Source organism: Rhizobium sp. RAF56 (assembly GCF_052113965.1).
Lineage (GTDB): Bacteria > Pseudomonadota > Alphaproteobacteria > Rhizobiales > Rhizobiaceae > Rhizobium.
Window position 1 is genome coordinate 1 of the sequence record NZ_JBFRDU010000059.1, and the last position, 20,594, is coordinate 20,594.

Genomic DNA, 20,594 nt, shown 5'->3' on the forward strand with positions numbered 1-20,594 from the left:
GGTCTTGGTGTCGCCGACATCCGGATCGGTATCGTTGGTGAGGACGTTGCCGCTGGCGACCGCGCCGCCGGAGCCGTTGGCGACGCCGCCCTTCTCGGTCGCATCACCCGCGTCGGCAACTGCCGTCGGCGTCGTGTTGGGCGCGGTCGATGCCGGCCGGAAAACCACATCGGCCCAATAGTTGGCAGCGCCGAAGGTGGCATTCGGGAAAATACCTGCGGTGGCGGATCCGCCGTAGCGGTAGACGCCGTTGCCGCTGGCAGGCGCTGTCAGTGGGCCGCTCGTTACGGCGCTGGTATAGAAATTGTTGGTCGCTACGTAGGCGCCGGTGGTGTGGTACGACGCGACATAGGTGGTGTTGGCAGCGATCGTGACCGGCGTTGCAAAGTTCACGGTTTGCCAGCCACTCGCCGTGGTATTGGAGAAGGTGGCGCTGGCGAGCTTGGTGCCTGTGGAGCTCCACAGGTCGACAACGTTCTGTCCGGTGTCGTTGGCGCTGCGGTAGAACTTGATGCCCGTAATGGTGCCGGCGACGTTCGACTGGAACTTGAGGCCGACCTCGAGTTGCTGACCATCGTTGAGGTTGGTCTGGGCCGGAGTGTTGGAGGCGCTGAACAGGCTGTAGGTCGTGGGGGCTGCCGCCACCGCGATGTTAAAGGTCTCGTTGGCCGAGAGGCTGCCGAGATCGGTCGCCGTCACCTTGACGGCGTATGTGCCAGCAGTCGTCGGCGTGCCGCCGAAGGTCCGCGTCGTGGCGTTGAAGGTCAGCCCGGCCGGAAGCGCCGTGCCGTCGGCGGCGGTTGCCGCGTAGGTCAGCGTGTCGCTGCTGTCGACATCGGTGAAGGTCGTAGTCGGCAGCACAAACGAAAAGGCCGTGCCGACGGTGGCGTTCTGGGTGGCGGTCTGCACTGCCAGCACCGGCGCGTCGTTGGCGCCATGGATGGTGACGGTGAGGTTTGCCGTGGCAGTAGCGCCGGCGGTGTCGCGCATGGTGTAGCTGAAGACATCGCTCACCGTGTTGGTCGACAGCCGCAGCGCCTGTACGGCGGCATTGTTCTCGTTGATGGCATAGGTATAGGCGCCTGATGCATCGAGCACGAGACTGCCGTAAGTACCGTTGAGCGCCGTGCCGAGCGTGCCGCTCGCCGCGCCGAAGCCGACCGCCGTGACCGTCTTGGTGTCATTGGCATCCGGATCGGTGTCGTTGGTGAGGACGTTGCCGCTGGCGGCCGCGCCGCCGGAGCCGTTGGCGATGCCGCCCTTCTCGGTCGCATCGCCCGCGTCGGCAACCGCCGTCGGCGTCGTGTTGCCCGGTATCGTCACGGCAATGTTGAAGGTCTCGCTGACGGCGAGGCCGCCGAGGTCGGTCGCCGTCACCTTGACGCCGTATGTGCCGCCTGTCGTCGGCGTGCCGCTAAAGGCCCGCGTCGCGGCGTCAAAGCTCAGCCAGCCGGCGGAAAGAGACGTGCCGTCGGCGGCGGTTGCCGTGTAGGCGAGCGTCTCGCTGCTGTCGACATCGGTGAAGGTCGTGGTCGGCAGCACAAACGAAAAGGCCGTGCCGAGGGTGGCATTCTGGGCGGCGGTCTGCACTGCCAGCACCGGCGCGTCGTTGGCGCCGTGGATGGTGACCGTAAGGTTTGTCGTCGAGGTGGCACCTGTGGTGTCGCGCATGGTGTAGCTGAAGACATCGCTGACCGTGTTGGTCGACAGCCGCAGCGCCTGCACGGCGGCATTGTTCTCGTTGATGGCGTAGGTATAGGCGCCCGATGCAGCGAGCACGAGASTGCCATAGGTGCCGTTGAGGGCGGTGCCGAGCGTGCCGGCCGTCGCCCCGAAGCCGACCGCCGTGACGGTCTTGGTGTCGCCGACATCCGGATCGGTATCGTTGGTGAGGACGTTGCCGCTGGCGACCGCGCCGCCGGAGCCGTTGGCGACGCCGCCCTTCTCGGTCGCATCACCCGCGTCGGCAACTGCCGTCGGCGTCGTGTTGGGCGCGGTCGACGCCGTCTGCCAGCCGCTGGCAGTTTCGTTCGTGAATGTCAGCGTCGCAAGCTTCGTACCCGTGCTCGACCATAGTGAACCGGTGTGAGTGCTCGAATCCTCGCTGCCTTTGTAAAAACGAATGCCGCTGACGGTGCCAGCCACAGAAGTCTGGAAGCGGACTCCGAGCTCGACGGCTGCATTATCGTTGGTGTTAACGACCGCTGGCGTGGCGCCTGGAAAGAGGGAAGTAAAGGTCGGCCCGCTGACGGTGACCGTGCGTCCTGCCGAGGGTGTTTCGAGGTTGATGCTGTCGTCCACGGCGCGAGAGAGGACGGTGAAGGTCCCCGCGATCTGAGGTGCCCAAGTGTAAGTCCAGTTCTCATCGCCTGTCGCTGGATGCCAGCTCGCCCCGCTGTCGGTCGAAACTTCGACGCCGGCGATGACTCCGCCGCCCGTGTCGACGGCAGTACCTGTAATCGTAACAGTGAGTCCAACGGCTGTCGTTGCGGGCACCGTGAAGACGGAAGTGGGGGCAATATGGTCGGTCGAAGCCGTCCCGGCGATCAGCCCGGATTGCAGCGTCCCAGGCTGTATGCCCATCTCGGCAAACAAGTTGACCATCGCCTGCTGCACGCGGGGATCGGCCGGTGTGACTTCCTTGTCGTGATTGTCGCTCAGGCCCCAGGTCCAATAGACAGTACCCGCTCCAAACACCAGCGCACCACTCGGCGCGCGGTAGAGCGTCAGACTGTGGGTCGAAACGCCATTGCCCGTCGTGTTTCCATAGTCGAGCAGGTAACTGCTCACCGGAAGCGTCGTCGACGACAGCTTTACGAGGCCAGCCGGGTCAAATCCATTATCAGGGGAATCGTCCCACTCATAACCAAGATAGTTCTTGGTGAGCGTGGCGGTCTGGCCGGGTTGGAGATTGGCAACGCTCGTGTTGCGCCAGAAGCGCAGGTTGGCGTCATCATAGGGAATTGTGATCGCCTGAAGATTACCTTGTACGTCGTCGACGCTAAACAGCTGGCCGGTCAGCGAGTTTTCCGGGTTTCCGCCGCCGATGGCGGGTGGGCTGAGGCGCGGATCGCGGAAGGTGCCTGTCCATTGGTTGGTTGGGTCTATGCTGGTGCCAGATGGGCCCCATGTCTCCTTGTAGGAGATAAGGGTGCGATAGGGGGTGGCATCGCTGCTGAAGCTGTTGCCCCAACGAGTGCGCCAATAAACTTCGTTACCGCTCCAAAACTCGAGGTTAACGCCCGCGTCGCGCGCGGCTTCCACGTTCGTCCTCTGTTGCCCGGACCAGTATTCGTCGTGCCCTGCGTCAACATAGGTCTTGTGGTTGAGCAGCAGGCTACCATAGCGGTCGACGTCGACACCTGACATGTACGAAACATCGTAGCCGTTCTGTTCCAACCAGTAGATGCCCGCATACTCGGCGCCGAACAGATAGTCTTGAGGACCGGCGTAGGTGCCAACCCCGCCGCGGGTCGCGATCGGTCTGTTGTAGCTGACTGCATAGGAGCGACCGGCACCCTGCCCAGTCGCCGGGCCGTTGCCGCCATAGAAGTTTGCGCCACCCCAACCGTTATACGCCTGCCAGGTCTCGTCTGCGGTCTGGAATACGATGTCGCTATGGCTGTCGTCATCGCGCACGATGAACGGGATTTGGTTCTCGCCGAAGGTGCCATCCTGACGCACGAGCTTGGCGATATAAACACCGGAGACGGCATCATCCGGTACGGTCCACGACGCCGAGACCGCCCAGTTGCCGGCATCCACCGCGCCCGTCGTGGCATCGCGCAACGGATTGGGCTGCGTCTGAACTCCTGTGTGCTGCATCGTGGCGACCTTGCGCGCACCCATGCCGCCATAATAGCCCAGCCGGTAAATATCGATTCGATAGTTGTTGGAGTTGGTATTGATCTTGAAACTGATCGTCTTGCCGTTGTCGACGCTGATGTCGGTCGCGAATCCCTCGATGTTGGAGCTGCCCGCACCGTCGATGCCCCACTCGCTTTCAGGATTACCCTGCTTCTGGTTTTCCAGCACGATCGGGTTGATGACCGCCGCTGCCGCCGCCAGGCTCTGCACCGCAGTCTTGCTCTGCGTTGATGTCTGCTTCGTGCTCACCGGTGCGGTGACCGAGCCGGAAAGGATGCCGATGCCCTTGGAGCCAGTCGTTCCCGTGCCGCTCTCTCCGCCCCCTGGCAGTGATCCGTTCGTGGCCGCTTGATCTGTCCGCTTCCATCCCGAGAGCGTTGACAAGTTGCGATCCAGCAGCGGATCGCTGACCGAGGCGCCAAACGAGACCGTGAGGCTCGGCACATAGTCCGGTCCCTCGCGCAGCCTGATCCCGGGAAGTTGACCGTCCCGCTGAAGCATATTGCCGCCTTGGGCCCAATCGAGAATCCGCGTGGGGGCGGTAAAGTAACCGCAGCCGCAGACCCCAAAGGGCATGCCAAACGCCATCAGCGAATGGGATCCGGCGACATTGGCGGACGCCTGCGTTGACGGCGTCGACTCCAGGATGACGACCTTGCCCGAAGCGGAGGGTTCAGTCGTCGCTGTCGAGCCAGACCCTGCCTGAACCGGGCTTCGCGCCAGGAACGGGGCCAAAGGATCGCCGCCTATGGCGCCAGTTCCAAAATGGGCGCCATGGAGTGACGATACGGCCCCGAATGCAACTCCTTTCGCGTCTCGCGCGAAAGATGCAACGCCCGGCGCACTGGCAAACAGCAATGGCGCGGCCGAACTACCGCTTCGAATTCCCATCAACCCGTTCGCTGTGAGGCCGTCGTTCAAAGACCGCCTTGCATGGTCGATGTTGACCTGATCGTCGGTGTCGCAGCTCAGTTCCCCTGCCTGCCCACTATCGTGCTCAGTGAGCGCAGAGTTTTTTTCGGGCGTGTCAACAAGGGTGCCGTACCGGTTCGCATCGGTCGTTTGTGCGGAAGCAGCGACCTGAGAACCATCCTCGCTCCCATCGGTCGCCTTGCGGGCTTTCGCCTTTCCGCCGACGGCCAACCATCTGGGAACCAAGAGATCCACGAGTGCTGAGCGGGAAGCCCACCGGTGAGCGTTGCGATACATGGCATGCCCCTCTCGCAAAATTGCCAAGCTCAAATTTATTAGGGTCGTTCAATGCGCGGATTCTGAATTATATTCGAAATGGAGGGGAATATATTCTAGCCATTTCGATCGAACTGAATCAGGCGATTATCCTTTTTGACGTATTGCAGCCGCCTGCGCGTGACGAGGGGAGTGATAGACAAAGACGTCGTGAGAGCACGGCTAAGTTCACCGCGCCCAAGCAAGCTCGGCAGTTCCTTCCTCGGTCAGCCGACGCTGCCAGTGCCACAGGGTGGTGCACATATCTTCGAGCGATCGCGTCGCCTGCCAATGAAGGACTTCCGCTGCCTTGTCGGGATTGGCATAGCTGGCGGCGACATCGCCCGGGCGGCGAGGATGAAATCGATAGTTGACGCGAGCGTTGCTTGCCGTTTCGAATGCGCGGATCATTTCCAGCACGCTGTATCCCCGCCCCGTGCCGAGATTGAAGGCGTGCATGCCGCGCTCCTTCTTCAGGAAATTCAGCGCCGCAAGGTGTCCCTCGGCTAGGTCCATGACGTGGATGAAATCGCGAATACCGGTTCCATCAGGCGTGTCGTAGTCGCTTCCGAACACGCTGAGATAGGGAAGTTTGCCACCGGCGACCTGCGCGATGTAAGGCATCAAATTGGTTGGAACGCCGAGCGGGCTCTCGCCGATCAGGCCGCTTTCGTGGGTTCCCACGGGGTTGAAATAGCGCAGGCACGCGATCGACCAGCGATTGCTTGATCGGGCGAGATCGAAGAGCATGCCCTCTATGTGGAGTTTGCTTCTGCCGTAAGGATTGATCGCTTCCTTCCGGTGCTCCTCATCAATCGGCAGGTATTCGGGATCGCCATAGACGGTCGCGCTCGAACTGAAGACGAGCTTGAATACGCCAGCGGCGTTCATCGCATCAAGCACGCTCAGCGTGCCTTGAACGTTGTTGCTGTAGTATTCGAGGGGTACCGCGATCGATTCTGCGACGGCTTTCAGGCCAGCAAGGTGAATGACGGCCTCCACGCGATGCTCGCGGAGTGTCCTCGTCACAAGCGACGTGTCGCGAATGTCTCCTCTGACGAAGGCCGGCCGCCTGCCGACGATCGCCTGCAAGCGATCGACCACGCCGGCACTGCTATTACGCAGGTTGTCAAGGATGACGACTTGATGGCCCGCCTCAGCAAGCACCGCCGCCGTATGGCTGCCGATATAGCCGACGCCGCCTGTCAAAAGGACGCTCACAACCCACTCCGCTACTGTTCGGGTCGGCGTCGCTACCTTGGGTTTGAACCTCTGTTCGCAGAAGTCGTGCGCTTCGCCACAGGGGCGATTAGATCCGCGCAACCTTGCGCCAATCCGACGTGTCCGTAACGCGATTCGGCGCAAGCAGCCCACGACGAGCGCCCTGGGACCCCCGAACAACTTTGAAGGGATTAGCTGCTCACCAGCTCCTTCGCGCTCCTTGCGGCAGGTGCAAAGATATCGCGGAGGGCGGAGACTACGAACGACAGATCGGCGTCAGTCATTTGCGCGAACAGCGGCAGGATCAAAGTCGAGCGTTGAGCCACCTCGCTTCGAACGAGGCTCGTCGCGGCCCGATGCAGACCCTTGCCCATATAAGCCTCTTCGAGGTGCGTGTTCATCACGCCTCGCCTGGTCGAGACGCCGGCGTTGAGCAAAGCTTGCATCGTTGTCCTCTGGTCGAATGAAGCAGGCAATTCGACGCAATAGCTCTGCCAATTGGAACGTGCCCATTCAGGTTCGGAAGGCGCTTCCAGTCCCATGGCATCAAGGTGTTCGCTGTATTGTCTCGCCAGCTTTCGCCGCCGCGAAATCAGATCGGGAAGCCGTTTCAGCTGTTCCCTGCCGATCGCCGCCTGCAGATCCGTCATACGGTAGTTGTAGCCGATTTCGGGGTAGCCTTCGAAGATGACCTCTTTCGAGCCATGCCGCACCGTGTCAGGCACGCTCATGCCATGCTGCCGCCACAGCCGGAATTTGCGGTCGTACTCGGCATTGGCGGTCGTCAGCATGCCTCCGTCGCCTGTCGTGACGACCTTGCGGGGGTGGAACGAAAAACATGCGATGTCGCCGTGCGGCTTGCCGATCTTCTCCCATCTGCCGTCCCAGAGGATTTCGCTGCCCGTCGCGCAAGCCGCATCCTCGATTACGGGGATCGCATGGCGCTTGCCTATTTCAACGATGCGCTTGAGATCGCAGGGCATGCCGAGCTGATGGACGCACAGGATCGCCTTGGTCTGCGGCGTGATTGCGGTCTCGATAAGGTCAGCGTCGATGTTATAGCCACCCGCCTCGATGTCAATGAAGACGGGAACGCCCCCGCAATACTGAATGGCGTTTGCGGTCGCTATAAAGGAGTGGCTGACCGTGATCACCTCATCTCCAGGTCCGACGCCGACGGCTTTGAGCGCCAAATGCAGCGCAGTCGTACAGTTCGAAACGGCGCAAGCATGAGGCGCGTCGACGAAAGCGGCGAATTCGTTTTCAAAGGCCGCGACCTCCGGACCCTGGGTAACCCAGCCGGAAAGGACCACGCGGCGGACCGCCTCCACTTCCCGTTCGTCGAGAACGGGCTTTGCCACCGGGATCATAGGCGTTGAATGCGTCATGCCGCTTTCCCCCCCGATTCAGCTCTCTCCTGCTGCCACCAGGCGACAAGATCGCGAAGCCCGTCCTCCATAGTGATATCTGCCTTGAAACCCAGGAGGCGCTCTGCCTTCGTGGTATCGGCAAGCCGGCGGGTGACGGCGTTCACCTTCCGCGCTTCCTCGTGCTGCGGTTCGAGCGAACTTCCCATCACGCGGCTCAAGAGCTGCGCCAGTTCGCGCAGGCTCGTCTCGGTGCCGCTTGCGACATTGAACACTTCGTCCGTAACGTCTGATTTTGCAGCCAGCAAGTTGGCGCGGGCGATGTCGTGGACGTGGACGAAGTCCATTGTCTGACTTCCGTCCCCGTAGATGATCGGCTGCTGCCCGGCCGCTATCTTCTCCATCCAACGAATGAGTACCTCGGTATAGGCGCCATAGACATCCATACGGGGGCCGTAGACGTTGAAATAGCGCAGCGCGACGTAGTGCAGGTCATACATGTCCGCGAAACTGCGCAGCAGACCCTCGTTGAACGCTTTTGCCGCGCCGTAGATCGTGCGGTTGTTGTAGGGGTGATGATCCTCGGTCGTGGGGAAGTGATCGGCAAGCCCCAGTACGGATGCCGACGACGCGGCGACTACCTTCGGCACGCCTGCTTTCACCGCGGCTTCGAGAACATCGAACGTGCCGCCTGCCAGCACATCGAAGGCAAGTCTCGGCTCTTCGGCACACTGTGTGATGCGAATGGCCGCCTGATGAAACACCACGTCGACGCCCTGGATGACATTTGCCAGCAGCGAACGGTCTCTGATGTCTCCTTCAACGATCCGAAGGGGGCATGTGTTTGCCGCCTGACGAAGATTTTCGCGGCGCCCGCGAACGAAATTGTCGAGAATGATGATTTCCCGAGGTTTTTCCAGTGCCACGAGGTCAGCGATATGCGAGCCAATCAAGCCCGCGCCGCCAGTGATCAGAATTTTTTTGTCTTTCATAGCTAGCCCTATCTCTCTGCCGACGAGGACGAATCCTGATCTGTGCGCCAGCGCAGGAATTTTGCGGGGACACCTGCAACGACCGAAAATGGTTCGACATCGGAAGCGACAACCGCTCCCGCTCCGACGATCGCACCCTTTCCGATGGTCACTCCGGGAAGAATCGTCGCATTGGTGCCGATGTCAGCCCATGCGCCCACCCGAACCGGTTTGATTTCCAGATCGGTGCTGACGATCGGTATGTTCGTCGGCAGCGCGGTGTGGCTCGACCCGAGGACTTTGGCACCCGGCCCCCAGCCGACGAAATCCTCCAGGATCAGATTGCGCGCATCGAAATAGGCTTGCGGCCCGATCCAGACGTTATCTCCGATGACGCACGTCCCATCGTAACGGCCCTGGATATAAGCCTGGGCCCCGATGAAGACGCCATTGCCGATCTCGAACGTCTCCGGATGTTTGAAGCCAGCTCCGCTTCCCACCTGCAGGCCAGACCCGCAGCTGCGCGCGAAGGCTTGCCAAATCGTCCTCCGCATCATCGCATCGACAAATCCGTCGCCGGTTGCAAAGCGGCCGTAAAGCTCGATGAGGCCGCTCGTCCCGTATGAGCGCTTCAGCTCCTCGGCTAACTCAAGCTGATAGGCGGGATCTACTGCCCTTGCCTGCCGGCCGTGCATTGCCTGCACGATGCGGCCATTTCCGATGCGTTCAATCGACATATGCGTCTTGCCTCAGCGCAGCAGCCACCTGTTCGACCTGCCTTGCCGTCAGCTCCGGATATATCGGGAGCGAAAGCATCTCGCGCGCGGCAGCCTCCGACTGCGGGAAATCTCCTGGCAGATAGCCGAGATCGGCATGTGCCTTCTGCAGGTGCACCGGAATAGGATAGTGCAGGCCCGACTGGATGCCTTCCGCCTGCAAGGCGCGCTGCAGGCCATCGCGGTCCCGGGACCGCACGGCATAGACGTGATAGACGTGACGGCGGTTGGCCGCTTCGACCGGCGTCTCAAGGTTCGCAGCCTCGGCAAGCAGCGATGAGTAGCGACGCGCATGTGCTCGCCGTGCTTCCGTCCAGTCTTCGAGATATCGCAGTTTCACGCGAAGGATTGCGCCCTGGATGCCATCCATCCGGTAATTGAACCCCTTGAGGGCATGGTGATAGCGCTGTTCCTGGCCCCAGTCGCGCAACATGCGGATCGCCTTGGCATGCTCATCGTCGCTGGTGACGACGATGCCGCCCTCGCCGCAGGCGCCGAGGTTCTTGCCGGGATAGAAGCTGAAGCAGCCCGACACGCCGATGCTTCCGGCACGATGCCTCTTGTATTCCGCGCCATGCGCTTGGCAAGCATCCTCGATGACGGCCACGCCGTGCCGGTCGGCGATTGCCTTGATGGCGTCCATATTGGCCATCTGGCCGTAGAGATGGACCGGCACGATTGCCTTGGTGCGAGGTGTAATCGCGGCCTCAAGCTTTGCCGCGTCCATGGTCAATGTGACCGGCTCGACGTCCACGAACACCGGGGTTGCCCCCGTGTAGCAAATCGCCGAGGCGGTCGCGACAAACGTAAACGGCACGGTAACGACCTCATCGCCCGGACCAACGCCGGCGGCCAGCAAAGCGAGATGCAGGGCGCTCGTCCCGGTATTGACGGCAATCGCGTGCTTTGCGCCGCAATAGTCGGCGAACTCCCGTTCCAGCGCCGCGACTTCATCGCCGAGTACGTATTGTGCCGAGGCAAGGACGCCCAACACCGCGGCGTCGATCTCGGTCTTTATCGATGCATATTGTGCCTTCAGGTCTAGGAAGGGGATCATGCAATCAGCCTCTTTTGCTCTAACTCGATAACCCGTCCGCGCTGGGCAAGGGATTCCGTCGCCGCTTCAAGAATGCGCACGACCCGCAGGCCCGCGTGGCCATCCGCCGTCGGCGTACCTCCGTTTATGATGCAGTCGGTGAACTGGCGCAGTTCGCTGCCCAAGGCCTCGGTCATATCGAGCTGGGGCGCATACATGTCGCCGGTACGGTATCCCACGAGCATCTGATGTATTTTCTCGCCGTTCTTCTGTGGGTTCCCGTTCAGCGTGATGCCCTTGTCGTAGACCTTGATCTTCTCGCTGGGCTCGAGATCGTCGTAGACGATCATCTTGCTGCTGCCGCCGACCAGCGTGCGACGCACCTTGACCGGGGCAAGCCAGTTCACATGGATGTGGGCGATCAGCTTGCTGTCGAAGAAGAGGTTGAGGTAGGCGATGTTTGCCGGTTCGCCGGCCACGTGGCTCATGCCAGTTGCCGAGACCGCCACCGGCTTCTCGCGCAACACGTAGTCCATGATCGACAGGTCATGCACGGCAAGATCCCAGATCACGCTAACGTCGTGTTGGAAGAGGCCAAGGTTCACTCGAACTGAATCGTAGTAGTACATTTCGCCAAGCCCGGTTTCGACGAGCTCGCGCATCTTCCGGACAGCGCCGGTATGGATAAAGGTGTGGTCGACAGCGAGCACCAGCCCCCGGCGCGCGGCCTCGTCGACCATGCGGCGCGCCTCTTCCGAGGTGGACGCCATCGGCTTTTCGACGAACACGTGCTTGCCCGCCATCAACGCCTTCATAGCGAGCATGTAGTGGGCGGAAACGGGCGTGGCGATCGCGATCGCGTCGACGCGCGGGTCGCTGAGGACCTTCTCAATATCGTCGGTGATCTCAACCGCCGGATAGCGAGACTGGACAGCCGCCAATCGCTCCATCCTGAGGTCGCACACGTAGATCAGACGTGCGTCAGGTGTTTCGACGAAGTTGCGGACCAGGTTCGGCCCCCAATAACCATAACCGATTACAGCGACGCCAATCATCGCGTTCCTCCAGACGATAGAACCTCAACCGGCGCGTCCGCGGCGCGACCAATTATCCTGGCCGGCACTCCGGCAACGACTGCGTATGCGGGCACGTCCTTGGTAACCACTGCGCCGGCGCCGACCTGCGCACCCTCCCCAATCGTCACCCCGGCGACGATCGTGGCGTTGCTGCCGATGGAGGCGCGGCGTTTAACGAGCGTCGGAACGAGCGACCAGTCGGCATCCGTTTGAAGCCCGCCATCGAGATTGACCGCGCGTGGATGGAGATCATTCGTGAACATGACGCCGTGGCCGATGAAGACGCCTTCTTCGATCTCCACGCCCTCGCAAATGAACGAGTGACTGGAGATCTTGCAATTTTCGGCGATGGCGGCGCCCTTCTGAATTTCCACGAAGGTTCCGATGCGTGTCCCCGCACCGATGGAGCATCCGTAGAGATTAACGAGATCCGGATGATGAATGACGACGCCGTCACCCAATTGGACGCTGGAAGCAATCATGCCACGAAGTTCCCTGTTTGCTTGGTCGTCGCAGTTGCGGGAAGCAATCTGACTGCGCAAGAACGTCCCGTTCGATCAGAGACCGCTGATCAATTTCTTCCCGAATTCAAAAGAACGCGTTTCAATATTCGAGTAAAGGAAACAAAAATCGGTATTCATGCGTCTAAAGGCGTATGAAATTAACAAAAGTTGGATGTGAAGCATATCTTCAATCGAAGAATTCCAGAATTACGGGAAAAAATTCATTGAAAAACAAAGGAAGTGAAAAACTAGACATTACATCTACAGCTTTTTGCGGATGCAGGAGACTTTATTGGGATATGTCTATTTATGCGCTCTCTAAATAACTTGACGTTGTTGTCGATGGATTGAGGCGACTGTGGTTTTATCTCTCCGTCGCAAAAGGGGTGACAGCCCGGAAAATGAACGAACGATGCTGGGGCGGGGCCATGAGTGAAGGAAGCGACAACAACAAAATTATCCCGTCAAACGTGGCGACCAGGACAGTGCCCGGCCGCCGAGCATTTGCGTCCCCAAAGCAGAAGTATGGGAGCGCTGACTATGTTGCCCTTGTGGACCGGCGCATGCTCGAGCGCGAATGCCTGACGCGCGCGCTGAACGTTCACCGTATCGGCATGCGCGTTGTGCCATTCGAGGATTTGACCGCCCTGCAGGCAGCGCAAGCGGACCTCGGAGTGCCTCGTGCCGTCCTTTTCAATGGTGGTGGTAGCACCGCCGATGGTGGCCGCTTGGAAACCGAAATCGAAGAGCTTGTTTCAGCGGTTGCGCCGGCTGCTGTCGTTGTGCTGTCGGAAAACCAGGATCTCTCCAGCGTCCTGCGGATCATCGCACTCGGCGTGCGCGGCTTCATCCCGAGCTCGGTCGGTATCGAGGTCTGCATCGAGGCGATCGCGCTGGCAATCGCCGGCGGCAAATTCATACCGGCCAGCAGCGTCATGAACATGCGAAAAGTATTCGATACCGCTGTCAACACGGAGGTTGGGGTACATCCCACATTAACCGAACGCCAGGCGGCCGTCGCAGACGCGCTTCGTCGCGGTAAGGCAAACAAGGACATAGCGCTGGAACTCGATCTCTCCGAAAGCACAGTGAAGGTGCATATCAGAAGCATTATGAAAAAGCTCGGCGCAACGAACCGGACCCAGGTCGCCTATAAGATCTGCGGCACGCCTGCCAATCCTGACTGAGAACGCAAGATCAGCCAATAGCTCGCTCCCTTGTGTTTTGCATGACGTCAGAAAAGCCTAAGAAAAGGGCCAGTCGATGATTCTTGAAAGCCTTGGTTCATTCCCATTCGATGTATGTGTCGTTGGATCTGGCCCGGCCTTGCTCTTGCTGTCGAGCTCAGCAAGTTGAAAAAGCGCGCATTGGTCATCGAGTCCGGGGGCATCAAAAGACGAGCCCGAGATCAGGAACTTTCAACAGCGGAAATTCCAGACCGACTTATTCATGACGACGTGCGGGACTGTGTATCTCGACAGCTTGGCGGAACGAGCAACCTGTGGAGCGGACGATGCGTGCCCTATGATCCGATCGATTTCGGACCGCGCGGGATATCTCCGGGATGGCCGATCGCATTCGAGGAGGTATCGCCGTTCTACGCTCCTGCAGCGAAGTTCCTCGATTGTGGAGATGAGACCGTTCAGGCGGAGATATTCCCTGATCCCCGGTTTGAGGTGACAAACGTCGAGCGCTACTGCCGGCAACCAAACCTGGCCAAATCCTTGGCGAAGCAGTTGCATCAATCGCCCGACATCGGCTTTCTGTTGCACCACACCGTCGTCGACTTTACCATCGACGGCAGTCGTGTGAGCGAGTTGATTTGACGCAAGCCCGACGGTTCAGTCGTCAACATTCCGGTCGCAGTGGTGGCGTTTGCCATGGGCGGCCTGGAGACGACGCGACTGCTCTTGAGCATCCGCCGCAGGTCCCCGGCTTTGTTCGGCGGTGACGAAGGGGCGCTCGGAAAGTTTTATATGGGGCACGTCAACGGAAAAGTCGCTGCCATAGAATTCCGCTCCTCAAAGGTGGAATCGACCTTTGATTTCAAACAAATGGAAACGGGCCAGTATTTTCGGCGAAGAATGACACCGTCGCACGGCACCCTTGCCGATGGCCGCATTTCGAATGTGGCCTTTTGGCCTGTGATCCCGAAGATCTCGAATCCGGAGCACTAGAACGCTCTACTATCGGCCGCCTATCTTGCGCTCAAAGCTCCGGTCATTGGACGCCGGCTCGCGCCTCAGGCTATCCGGGAGCTGCATGCCGCGGACGACGCACCGGTTCTTCCCCATCTGATGAACATCGCACGGCGACCTTGGCACCTGGGCGTCATCCCCGAGTTTGCCTTTAACCGCTACCTGGCGCGCAACAAGCGCCCCGGGTTGTATGTCAACACACCAAATCACCGTTATTCCCTTCAGTATCATGCGGAGCACTTTCCGCACGACGACAGCGTCGTGCGCCTCGGCAACCAGGTGGACGACTACGGCCTCCCGCGCCTGTCGATCGATCTCAAGTTCAAAGCGGACGACGCTCTCGGCCTCGTCAAGGCGCACCGGCTCCTCGGCAACTGGCTGATCGACAATTCGCTCGGACATTTGGATGCCCCAAGAACGGATGAGGAATTTGCCGACAAGATATTGCTGCAGGCCCGACATGGAACGCATCAGATCGGGCTTACGCGCATGGGACGCAATTCCGTCGAGGGCGTGGTCGACGGCGACCTTCGCGTCTTCGACCTGACCAATGCCTACATCGCCGGCTCTTCCACCTTCCCGACCTCGAGCCAGGCAAATCCGACGCTTACCGTGGTCGCCCTCTCCTTGAGGCTGGCGCATCATCTGGCGGGAAATCGTGCGGCGTCTTGATGAGAATGTTGGATCTCACCCTATGCTCAGCTCCGCAGCGGAATACCCTCTCCGGCATTGGTAAGGATCGAAACCTATTTGGAAAAGGCCCCACGGTTCGTAGGTTAGCTGGGCGCGTTCGTTCGAAAGATTTTGGATGATTTTATATTCGCCTTCGTCGGTGCGTATGGCGCAGGCCTCGAAGGGGAAAGGCAAGCCGGAGCCTGGAGTGTCATCTGGTTCCCTCAAAGACTTCAAGACTGAAAAAGGTCGCCGTCCGCCCTTGAGGGTGTCTACCAGGATATGCTCGATCGCATCGATATCGGAATTAAATCTCTCCAGCTCACTCACAAGCTCTGGCGGTGTAGCGTCGTAGGAAAACTCCGGCCGAAACATGAACGTAAAGTAGATGACGCCGATTGCTCCGTGAATGACTGAGGACCAAGCCTGCGCACGGAATTCCGATGGGGTTGTCTGCCGTCCATGAGCGTTGTCAAATTGGGTCAATCCGATGATTGAAAATTGCGGTTTGCCGCCGCTCCAACGAGACAATCTGTCGATGGCATGTCCCTGCTGTGAGGAAGTATAGCCGTCGAGGTCGAGTAGCAGGTCGCCGCCGTCGGCGATGGGGTAGCAGTCGTGACTTAACCAATCGATGAAGGAGCTGTCTGCATAGTCAGACATAATTTTTTCGAGATATTTGTTGTTGACGTGATTGCCCACGTGATTGATCCAAAGCGGCTTTTTTCCAAGAGACCAATCACGCGCGATTGCGTCGATTTCGCCCGGTCGCCAGGTTACGCCTTCGTAAGTGATGCCCGTTCCTCCGGGCTTCAGGTTTGAAGGTTCGTCGATGAGCGCAAACGCCAGCAATCGAGGTTCGCCTACATCTTTCTCAAACGCTGCTCGATCCACCACCAAGAGGCTCGGCTTCTGGCCTGTATAGTCGATCCCGCGCGGCTCCCGGACCATATAGAGGTCCTGTCGGATCGCCTCGTCTGTCCACACCCCGACGTCGCCGCCACCGTTCACCGTAAAGATCGTGTTGACGCCGCGAGCTTTCCAGATTGCCATTTTGTCAGCGGGCTGTTGGTAGACCCCTTTGACAAAGAAAAGTGGGCTAGGAGATGTCGGCCGTATTGTCTCAGCAAGACCGGGTCTGATCCACTTCCTTCCAAGCGCGACTGCAAAGGGCAATCCCATTGCAGCGAGAAAAAAATTGCGGCGGTGCATCCTGTTCATCCTTGCCTCAAGACAGTGGTGCGGCCAAAGCGTCCCCGAACCTTCAAATTGGGAAGGAAGTGATGGCCGGCGGTGAAGCGATCTAGCGCGCCAAATATTGGATCTCTGGTCGCGCACTCTCGCCCCGAAAGTGGAGGATAGGGAGTGGTAAGTCTATGTATTCAAAATAAGAAGTACGTCTCTACCTCGAAAGGACCGGTGGCTGCAAAGCCCATTTGAGTTTATTAATTTCTGAAAGCTTATAAACGCACGAGGCAATGAAATTCTCATGACTGGCGGGTGTTCCGACAAGCTGGTTTCCCTCGTTCGGCCACAGCCATCCGAGCCAAACCGCAGATATACTTGCAAGGGTGAGAAGAAACTTGTGCCAAGATTGATTGCGCGGTCGAGAGTTCAAATCATCCAACGGCGCGCATTTAGCACCGCACAACCGGAGGGGCGGTCGGTGTCATGACGCGGACGACCCGCTACTCGCAACAGTTTGCCCGCACCAATCCCTCTCGCACTGGGGCGGTTGCTCCCCAGAGATTTTCGCCTTCAGCGGCAGGGGCCAAAGGTCGCGTAGAGAGACGATCGGTTCAGGGACGGTTCCAGGCAAAGCTTGCATGGCACCGATGGATCGTAGCTTTCTTTATCGTCTCTCTTGCAGTTCCTTGGGTATTTCCCATTGGTTCAGCGCGAATGTCCATCTATCGCTTGATACTGTGCGCCACCATCCTGCCATGTATTGGCCTTTGGGTGACAGGCCGCGCGGGAAGAGTCAGGGTCGCTGATCTTGCGGTCATCTTATTTTGTTGTTGGCGAGCTATATCGTTTCTCGTTGTCGACGGGGCGGTTGCGCTGCAACCTGTGGTGATATCGTTTGTGGAAACGCTTGGTGCGTACTTCCTTGCACGCTGTTGCATTCGTAACGCTGACGACTTTCAAGCAATGGCCAAAATCTTTTTCTTCGTCATTTTGGCGATGTTGCCATTTGCTCTTCTGGAAACCATGACCGGAACCAGGGTAACTTTACGAGTATTTGGCGTCCTGCTTCCTACTTATCATGACATCGCGTTGGAATTTCGCGGAGGATTGGTGAGAGTTCAGGGACCTTTCGACCACTCTATATTGTTTGGCTTATTTTGTAGTTCCGGGTTTGCTCTAAGTGTTCTCGTCGTAGGTTTCCAACGACCCTTTTTTGCCACGTGGTGCAAGGCGGGTGTCGTTGCGTTTACCGCGGCGCTTTCGCTTTCAGCCGGCCCTATTCTCGGTCTCGCAGTTCAGTTTCTGTTGCTTGGTTGGAAGCGACTAGCCGATGCGATGGGCGCTAAGCTGCTCGGTGTCATCACCATCTCTGTATACTCTTGCGCGCAGTTGGTGTTTTGGATCTCGGGCCGTTCGTTGAATGAATTCGTGATTGGCAAACTAACCTTTGATCCAATGTCCTATTGGTCACGGGGCCTCATTTTTCAATACGCTTGGGAGTCTGTCCTCAATCATTCTCTGCTCGGAACAGGAATGGGGCGGTGGGACAGGCCGCTGTGGATGCCCGCGAGCATCGACAATTTATGGCTTGCTTTCGCTGTGATGCACGGGCTTCCCGCTGCGGCGTTGTTGTGTGCTGCGGTGACCTGTTGCGTTGTGCCAGTCGGTTTAAAGCGAGGCCTCGGTAAGAGAGAGAGCGAATACCGCGCGGCGTATATTATCACTGTCGTAAATTGGTGTTTGGTCGGGATGACTGTTTATTACTGGGACGGTACCTACGTTCTCGTCATATTGTTTCTGGGAAGCGGCCTCTGGGTTTTAGACGCCGAAATACCGGCCATGCCCCACGTTACAAGAGTAGGAAGAGCGTCCGCGCCGTCTGCCGCGTGGCGGTTTGATGCTTTGGCAAGCGGGCCACCTGCAGAGCAAGGCTTTAGCCCTGCAGGTGGTACCAAACAAGTGGTGCGCTCTAGACGATCGAAGGCCTCCGATGCCTACCTAGGTTCCTTGCGTGATGGAAAATCTTAGCAGGCGGCAGTCAAATCAAGATATGGCGTCGGGCCCCTTGCTGGAAAGGAAGAATGAAGTGCCATCGTTGTCAGTCATTACGCCAAGCTATCGGCCAGATCTTGAGCTGTGTCAGGAGCTGAACCGGTCGCTTCAAAAATATGGACCTCCTAGCCTAAATCATACTATCATCGTTCCAGCGGTCGATTTGGAAGCATTTACGGGAGTTGGCGACGTGCGCGTAGCCAGCGGGTATCTGCCTAAATCCTTCATCCCTGTCCCCGGAAACATTTGGATAAATCTGCGGCGGCCGTTTCCTCCGATCAGGGGTTGGATCACGCAGCAGGTGATCAAGTTGGAGGCTGCCGCTCGGTCGAAGGCGAGTGTGGCGCTTTTGGTCGATTCGGACATGGTGTTCATACGCCCCTTTTCAGTCAGTACATTTTATCGAAATGGCCAAACGCGGTTCTATCGTGCAGCCAATGCGGTCCACAGTGGGATGCAAAGACATATTCTCTGGCACCGTGTTGCGCGGAAGCTGCTAGGATTGCCGCCCTCCGATCAACTCCCCCTCCATGATTACATTTGTTGGCCGATGGCCTGGGACCCCGAAGTGGTGCGCTCAATGCTGCGGCGCGTCGAAGAAATGACAGGCATGCAGTGGCAATCGGCAATCGCCGCTCAGTTGCATTTTTCCGAAGGCATACTTTATGGCGTCTATGTCGATGAGGTTCTAGGAGGGGCGCCCTATTCTGAGAAGACGATGTTGTGTGTAAACTATTGGGACGAAACCCCTTTCGATGAGCGCGCCATTGAGGCGTTCATGTCACAAGCATCGCCCAGCGATATCGCAGTCATGATCTCAGCAAAGTCCAGAACTCCTCTTGAGGCGCGCAGACGTGCGCTTGCAGCGATGGAAGTTATACATACCTCTATTCCGTCACCAGGGTGATACTCGAGAATGTACTTTCCAGAGACGAACGATTGACGATTTTCCGTCAACGGAGCTTGTCAGTTGCGGCGACGACAGCGGCGGAAAGCCTTGTCAGCGTCGGCGATGTGAATGCGAGACCTTGGTCGGCACTACTATTGCGCGCAGCGAGGCTCGTGGCTGCTTTACGAAGCTTTGCGCCGACATTGGATGTAGTCGGTGCAACGTTTGACCGTATTGCCGCTCGCAGGCGCCTCCCTTAGGTTTAAGCGGTAAATGGCGATGCGAGCATGTGATGAACAAAGATGCGATGGGATTGTCGGCGAATTTAGTGGGAATATTGCGGCGGATTTCGGCGGCCAAGAATAATTGGCAGGCGCGTATGCGTGTCGAAAGTATACCAGAGCGAACCATCAAGCCGATAATTTATTTTCTGACCCCCGACTACCATAAGCCGTCCGGTGGTATTAAAGTAATTTATCGGCACGTAGATATCCTTAACTCTGCTGGTATTGACGCGTTTGTTTTGCATCAGCGCCGGGGATTTCGGTGTACTTGGTTTAACAATAATACGCGTGTCGCCTACGCAGGAAATACTCGAGTTCGGACCGGGGATATTCTCGTCGTCCCGGAAATATGTGTGGAGGTGCTAGACCGTCTCGCTCATTCCATCAATTATGTCTTATTCAATCAGGGCGTGCACCTCACATGGCGGGGGAGAACGCATACCGTTGCACGACATTATTCACGCGACAGCGGATTATTGGGCGTCGTAACCGTTTCCAATCATAGTCAGGAAATGCTGCGCTACGCCTTTGGCGATAGCGAAATCTCGCGCGTGCACGTTGCCATCGATTCTGATGTGTTCCATCCCGTGGATGGTCCTCGTGCGAACCGCATTGCATTTATGCCACGGAGAATGCCCGAGGACGCGCATCAGGTCTTCGAGTTGCTGCGGGGGCGTGGTGCTTTAGTTGGCTGGGAGATCGTCCCCCTAGACAGTATGAGCGAAGCGGAGGTTGCCGCGCAGTTGCGGACGACAAAAATCTTTCTAGCTCTCGCCTACCAAGAAGGATTTGGACTCCCGCCCGCTGAAGCGATGGCGTGCGGAAACTACGTCGTTGGCTATCACGGATTCGGCGGGAGGGAGCTCTACAACCCCGATTTCAGCGTTGCTGTCGAGACGGGAGACATTGTCGGATTTGCACGCGCTCTAGAGTATGCAATGACTATGGAGAACGCCCAACCGGGCTGGTGCCAGGAGCGCGGGAAAAAAGCCGCCTGCTTCGTGCAGTCTGAGTATTCGCTACAGCGTGAGAGAGAAGAGGTCACACAGATCTACGCTGAATTTCTGGAAGAAATGCCGTGAGAGCTGGCTGGTGTCACACTGCGGCCTTACTGATATCTTATACGCCGCCTCGCTGACCTCGACTCTTTGGCCTTCCCAAAACGCGGTGAATCTGAATCTCTGGCGCAAACCGGAGGTTTACGATGCGATCAGGGATTTCGTTACGTGAAGATTTTGACGGAGAACGTCTTCGGCGGCTGGCGCGG

15 protein-coding genes and 1 pseudogene are annotated in these 20,594 nt (G+C 58.5%); 7 read left to right on the top strand and 9 right to left on the bottom strand.

From position 1 onward, the window contains the following. Window positions 1-141: 141 nt before the first annotated feature. The 8 genes and pseudogenes from AB4048_RS26970 to AB4048_RS27005 all read right to left on the bottom strand — a co-directional run. Window positions 142-5,076: pseudogene (locus AB4048_RS26970) on the bottom strand (N,N-dimethylformamidase beta subunit family domain-containing protein); the annotation flags it as partial. 207 nt (window positions 5,077-5,283) lie between these two features. Beyond that, window positions 5,284-6,315, bottom strand: coding sequence for a UDP-glucose 4-epimerase GalE (gene galE / locus AB4048_RS26975; RefSeq protein ID WP_442205050.1), 1,032 nt, complete (start codon window positions 6,313-6,315; stop codon window positions 5,284-5,286). A 191-nt stretch (window positions 6,316-6,506) separates the two neighbouring features. Further along, window positions 6,507-7,703 carry a DegT/DnrJ/EryC1/StrS family aminotransferase gene (locus AB4048_RS26980; RefSeq protein ID WP_442205051.1) on the bottom strand — a complete coding sequence of 399 codons (1,197 nt, stop codon included), beginning with the start codon at window positions 7,701-7,703 and terminating at the stop codon, window positions 6,507-6,509. After that, a complete protein-coding gene (locus AB4048_RS26985; protein ID WP_442205052.1) occupies window positions 7,700-8,674 on the bottom strand; it encodes an NAD-dependent epimerase/dehydratase family protein in 975 nt (324 codons plus the stop codon). The genes AB4048_RS26980 and AB4048_RS26985 overlap by 4 nt, the downstream gene beginning before the upstream one ends. A gap of 8 nt (window positions 8,675-8,682) precedes the next feature. After that, window positions 8,683-9,390, bottom strand: coding sequence for an acyltransferase (locus AB4048_RS26990; protein WP_442205053.1), 708 nt, complete (start codon window positions 9,388-9,390; stop codon window positions 8,683-8,685). After that, on the bottom strand, window positions 9,380-10,486 hold the full coding sequence (locus AB4048_RS26995; protein WP_442205054.1) for a DegT/DnrJ/EryC1/StrS family aminotransferase: 1,107 nt from the start codon (window positions 10,484-10,486) through the stop codon (window positions 9,380-9,382). Before AB4048_RS26995 ends, AB4048_RS26990 begins: the two co-directional genes overlap by 11 nt. Beyond that, window positions 10,483-11,520: a Gfo/Idh/MocA family protein gene (locus AB4048_RS27000; RefSeq protein ID WP_442205055.1), complete on the bottom strand. Its 1,038-nt coding sequence runs from the start codon at window positions 11,518-11,520 to the stop codon at window positions 10,483-10,485. Before AB4048_RS27000 ends, AB4048_RS26995 begins: the two co-directional genes overlap by 4 nt. Then, window positions 11,517-12,023, bottom strand: a complete 507-nt coding sequence (locus tag AB4048_RS27005; protein ID WP_442205056.1) for an acyltransferase — start codon at window positions 12,021-12,023, stop codon at window positions 11,517-11,519. The genes AB4048_RS27000 and AB4048_RS27005 overlap by 4 nt, the downstream gene beginning before the upstream one ends. 584 nt (window positions 12,024-12,607) lie before the next feature. Here AB4048_RS27005 and AB4048_RS27010 point away from each other — a divergent pair. From AB4048_RS27010 to AB4048_RS27025, 4 genes are all read left to right on the top strand, one after another. Beyond that, window positions 12,608-13,231, top strand: a complete 624-nt coding sequence (locus tag AB4048_RS27010) for a helix-turn-helix transcriptional regulator (RefSeq protein WP_442205057.1) — start codon at window positions 12,608-12,610, stop codon at window positions 13,229-13,231. Window positions 13,232-13,396: 165 nt separating this feature from the next. Further along, complete coding sequence (locus AB4048_RS27015) at window positions 13,397-13,870, top strand: hypothetical protein (RefSeq protein ID WP_442205058.1); 474 nt, start codon at window positions 13,397-13,399, stop codon at window positions 13,868-13,870. Window positions 13,871-13,924: 54 nt separating this feature from the next. Next, a complete protein-coding gene (locus tag AB4048_RS27020) occupies window positions 13,925-14,221 on the top strand; it encodes a hypothetical protein (protein ID WP_442205059.1) in 297 nt (98 codons plus the stop codon). Between the two features lie 120 nt (window positions 14,222-14,341). Continuing rightward, a complete protein-coding gene (locus AB4048_RS27025; protein WP_442205060.1) occupies window positions 14,342-14,914 on the top strand; it encodes a GMC family oxidoreductase in 573 nt (190 codons plus the stop codon). 15 nt (window positions 14,915-14,929) lie between these two features. Here AB4048_RS27025 and AB4048_RS27030 read toward each other — a convergent pair whose 3' ends face one another. Next, window positions 14,930-16,126 (bottom strand): hypothetical protein, encoded by a 1,197-nt coding sequence (locus AB4048_RS27030; RefSeq protein ID WP_442205061.1) that lies wholly within the window; start codon window positions 16,124-16,126, stop codon window positions 14,930-14,932. Between the two features lie 690 nt (window positions 16,127-16,816). Here AB4048_RS27030 and AB4048_RS27035 point away from each other — a divergent pair. From AB4048_RS27035 to AB4048_RS27045, 3 genes are all read left to right on the top strand, one after another. Beyond that, on the top strand, window positions 16,817-18,130 hold the full coding sequence (locus AB4048_RS27035; RefSeq protein WP_442205062.1) for an O-antigen ligase domain-containing protein: 1,314 nt from the start codon (window positions 16,817-16,819) through the stop codon (window positions 18,128-18,130). Continuing rightward, entirely contained in the window at window positions 18,117-19,061 is a 945-nt protein-coding gene (locus AB4048_RS27040; protein ID WP_442205063.1) for a DUF6492 family protein, read from the top strand. Before AB4048_RS27035 ends, AB4048_RS27040 begins: the two co-directional genes overlap by 14 nt. A 274-nt stretch (window positions 19,062-19,335) precedes the next feature. Next, the gene (locus AB4048_RS27045) at window positions 19,336-20,409 is read left to right on the top strand and encodes a glycosyltransferase (RefSeq protein WP_442205064.1); all 1,074 of its coding nucleotides are present in this window, start codon (window positions 19,336-19,338) and stop codon (window positions 20,407-20,409) included. Window positions 20,410-20,594: the final 185 nt, after the last annotated feature.

Bases quoted from the DNA above. Each gene is read 5' to 3' on its own strand.
- AB4048_RS26980 (WP_442205051.1), bottom strand. From the start codon at position 7,703: ATGACGCATTCAACGCCTATGATCCCGGTGGCAAAGCCCGTTCTCGAC.
- AB4048_RS26985 (WP_442205052.1), bottom strand. From the start codon at position 8,674: ATGAAAGACAAAAAAATTCTGATCACTGGCGGCGCGGGCTTGATTGGC.
- AB4048_RS26990 (WP_442205053.1), bottom strand. From the start codon at position 9,390: ATGTCGATTGAACGCATCGGAAATGGCCGCATCGTGCAGGCAATGCAC.
- AB4048_RS26995 (WP_442205054.1), bottom strand. From the start codon at position 10,486: ATGATCCCCTTCCTAGACCTGAAGGCACAATATGCATCGATAAAGACC.
- AB4048_RS27000 (WP_442205055.1), bottom strand. From the start codon at position 11,520: ATGATTGGCGTCGCTGTAATCGGTTATGGTTATTGGGGGCCGAACCTG.
- AB4048_RS27005 (WP_442205056.1), bottom strand. From the start codon at position 12,023: ATGATTGCTTCCAGCGTCCAATTGGGTGACGGCGTCGTCATTCATCAT.
- AB4048_RS27010 (WP_442205057.1), top strand. From the start codon at position 12,608: ATGCTCGAGCGCGAATGCCTGACGCGCGCGCTGAACGTTCACCGTATC.
- AB4048_RS27020 (WP_442205059.1), top strand. From the start codon at position 13,925: ATGGGCGGCCTGGAGACGACGCGACTGCTCTTGAGCATCCGCCGCAGG.
- AB4048_RS27025 (WP_442205060.1), top strand. From the start codon at position 14,342: ATGAACATCGCACGGCGACCTTGGCACCTGGGCGTCATCCCCGAGTTT.
- AB4048_RS27030 (WP_442205061.1), bottom strand. From the start codon at position 16,126: ATGCACCGCCGCAATTTTTTTCTCGCTGCAATGGGATTGCCCTTTGCA.
- AB4048_RS27035 (WP_442205062.1), top strand. From the start codon at position 16,817: ATGTCCATCTATCGCTTGATACTGTGCGCCACCATCCTGCCATGTATT.
- AB4048_RS27040 (WP_442205063.1), top strand. From the start codon at position 18,117: ATGGAAAATCTTAGCAGGCGGCAGTCAAATCAAGATATGGCGTCGGGC.
- AB4048_RS27045 (WP_442205064.1), top strand. From the start codon at position 19,336: ATGAACAAAGATGCGATGGGATTGTCGGCGAATTTAGTGGGAATATTG.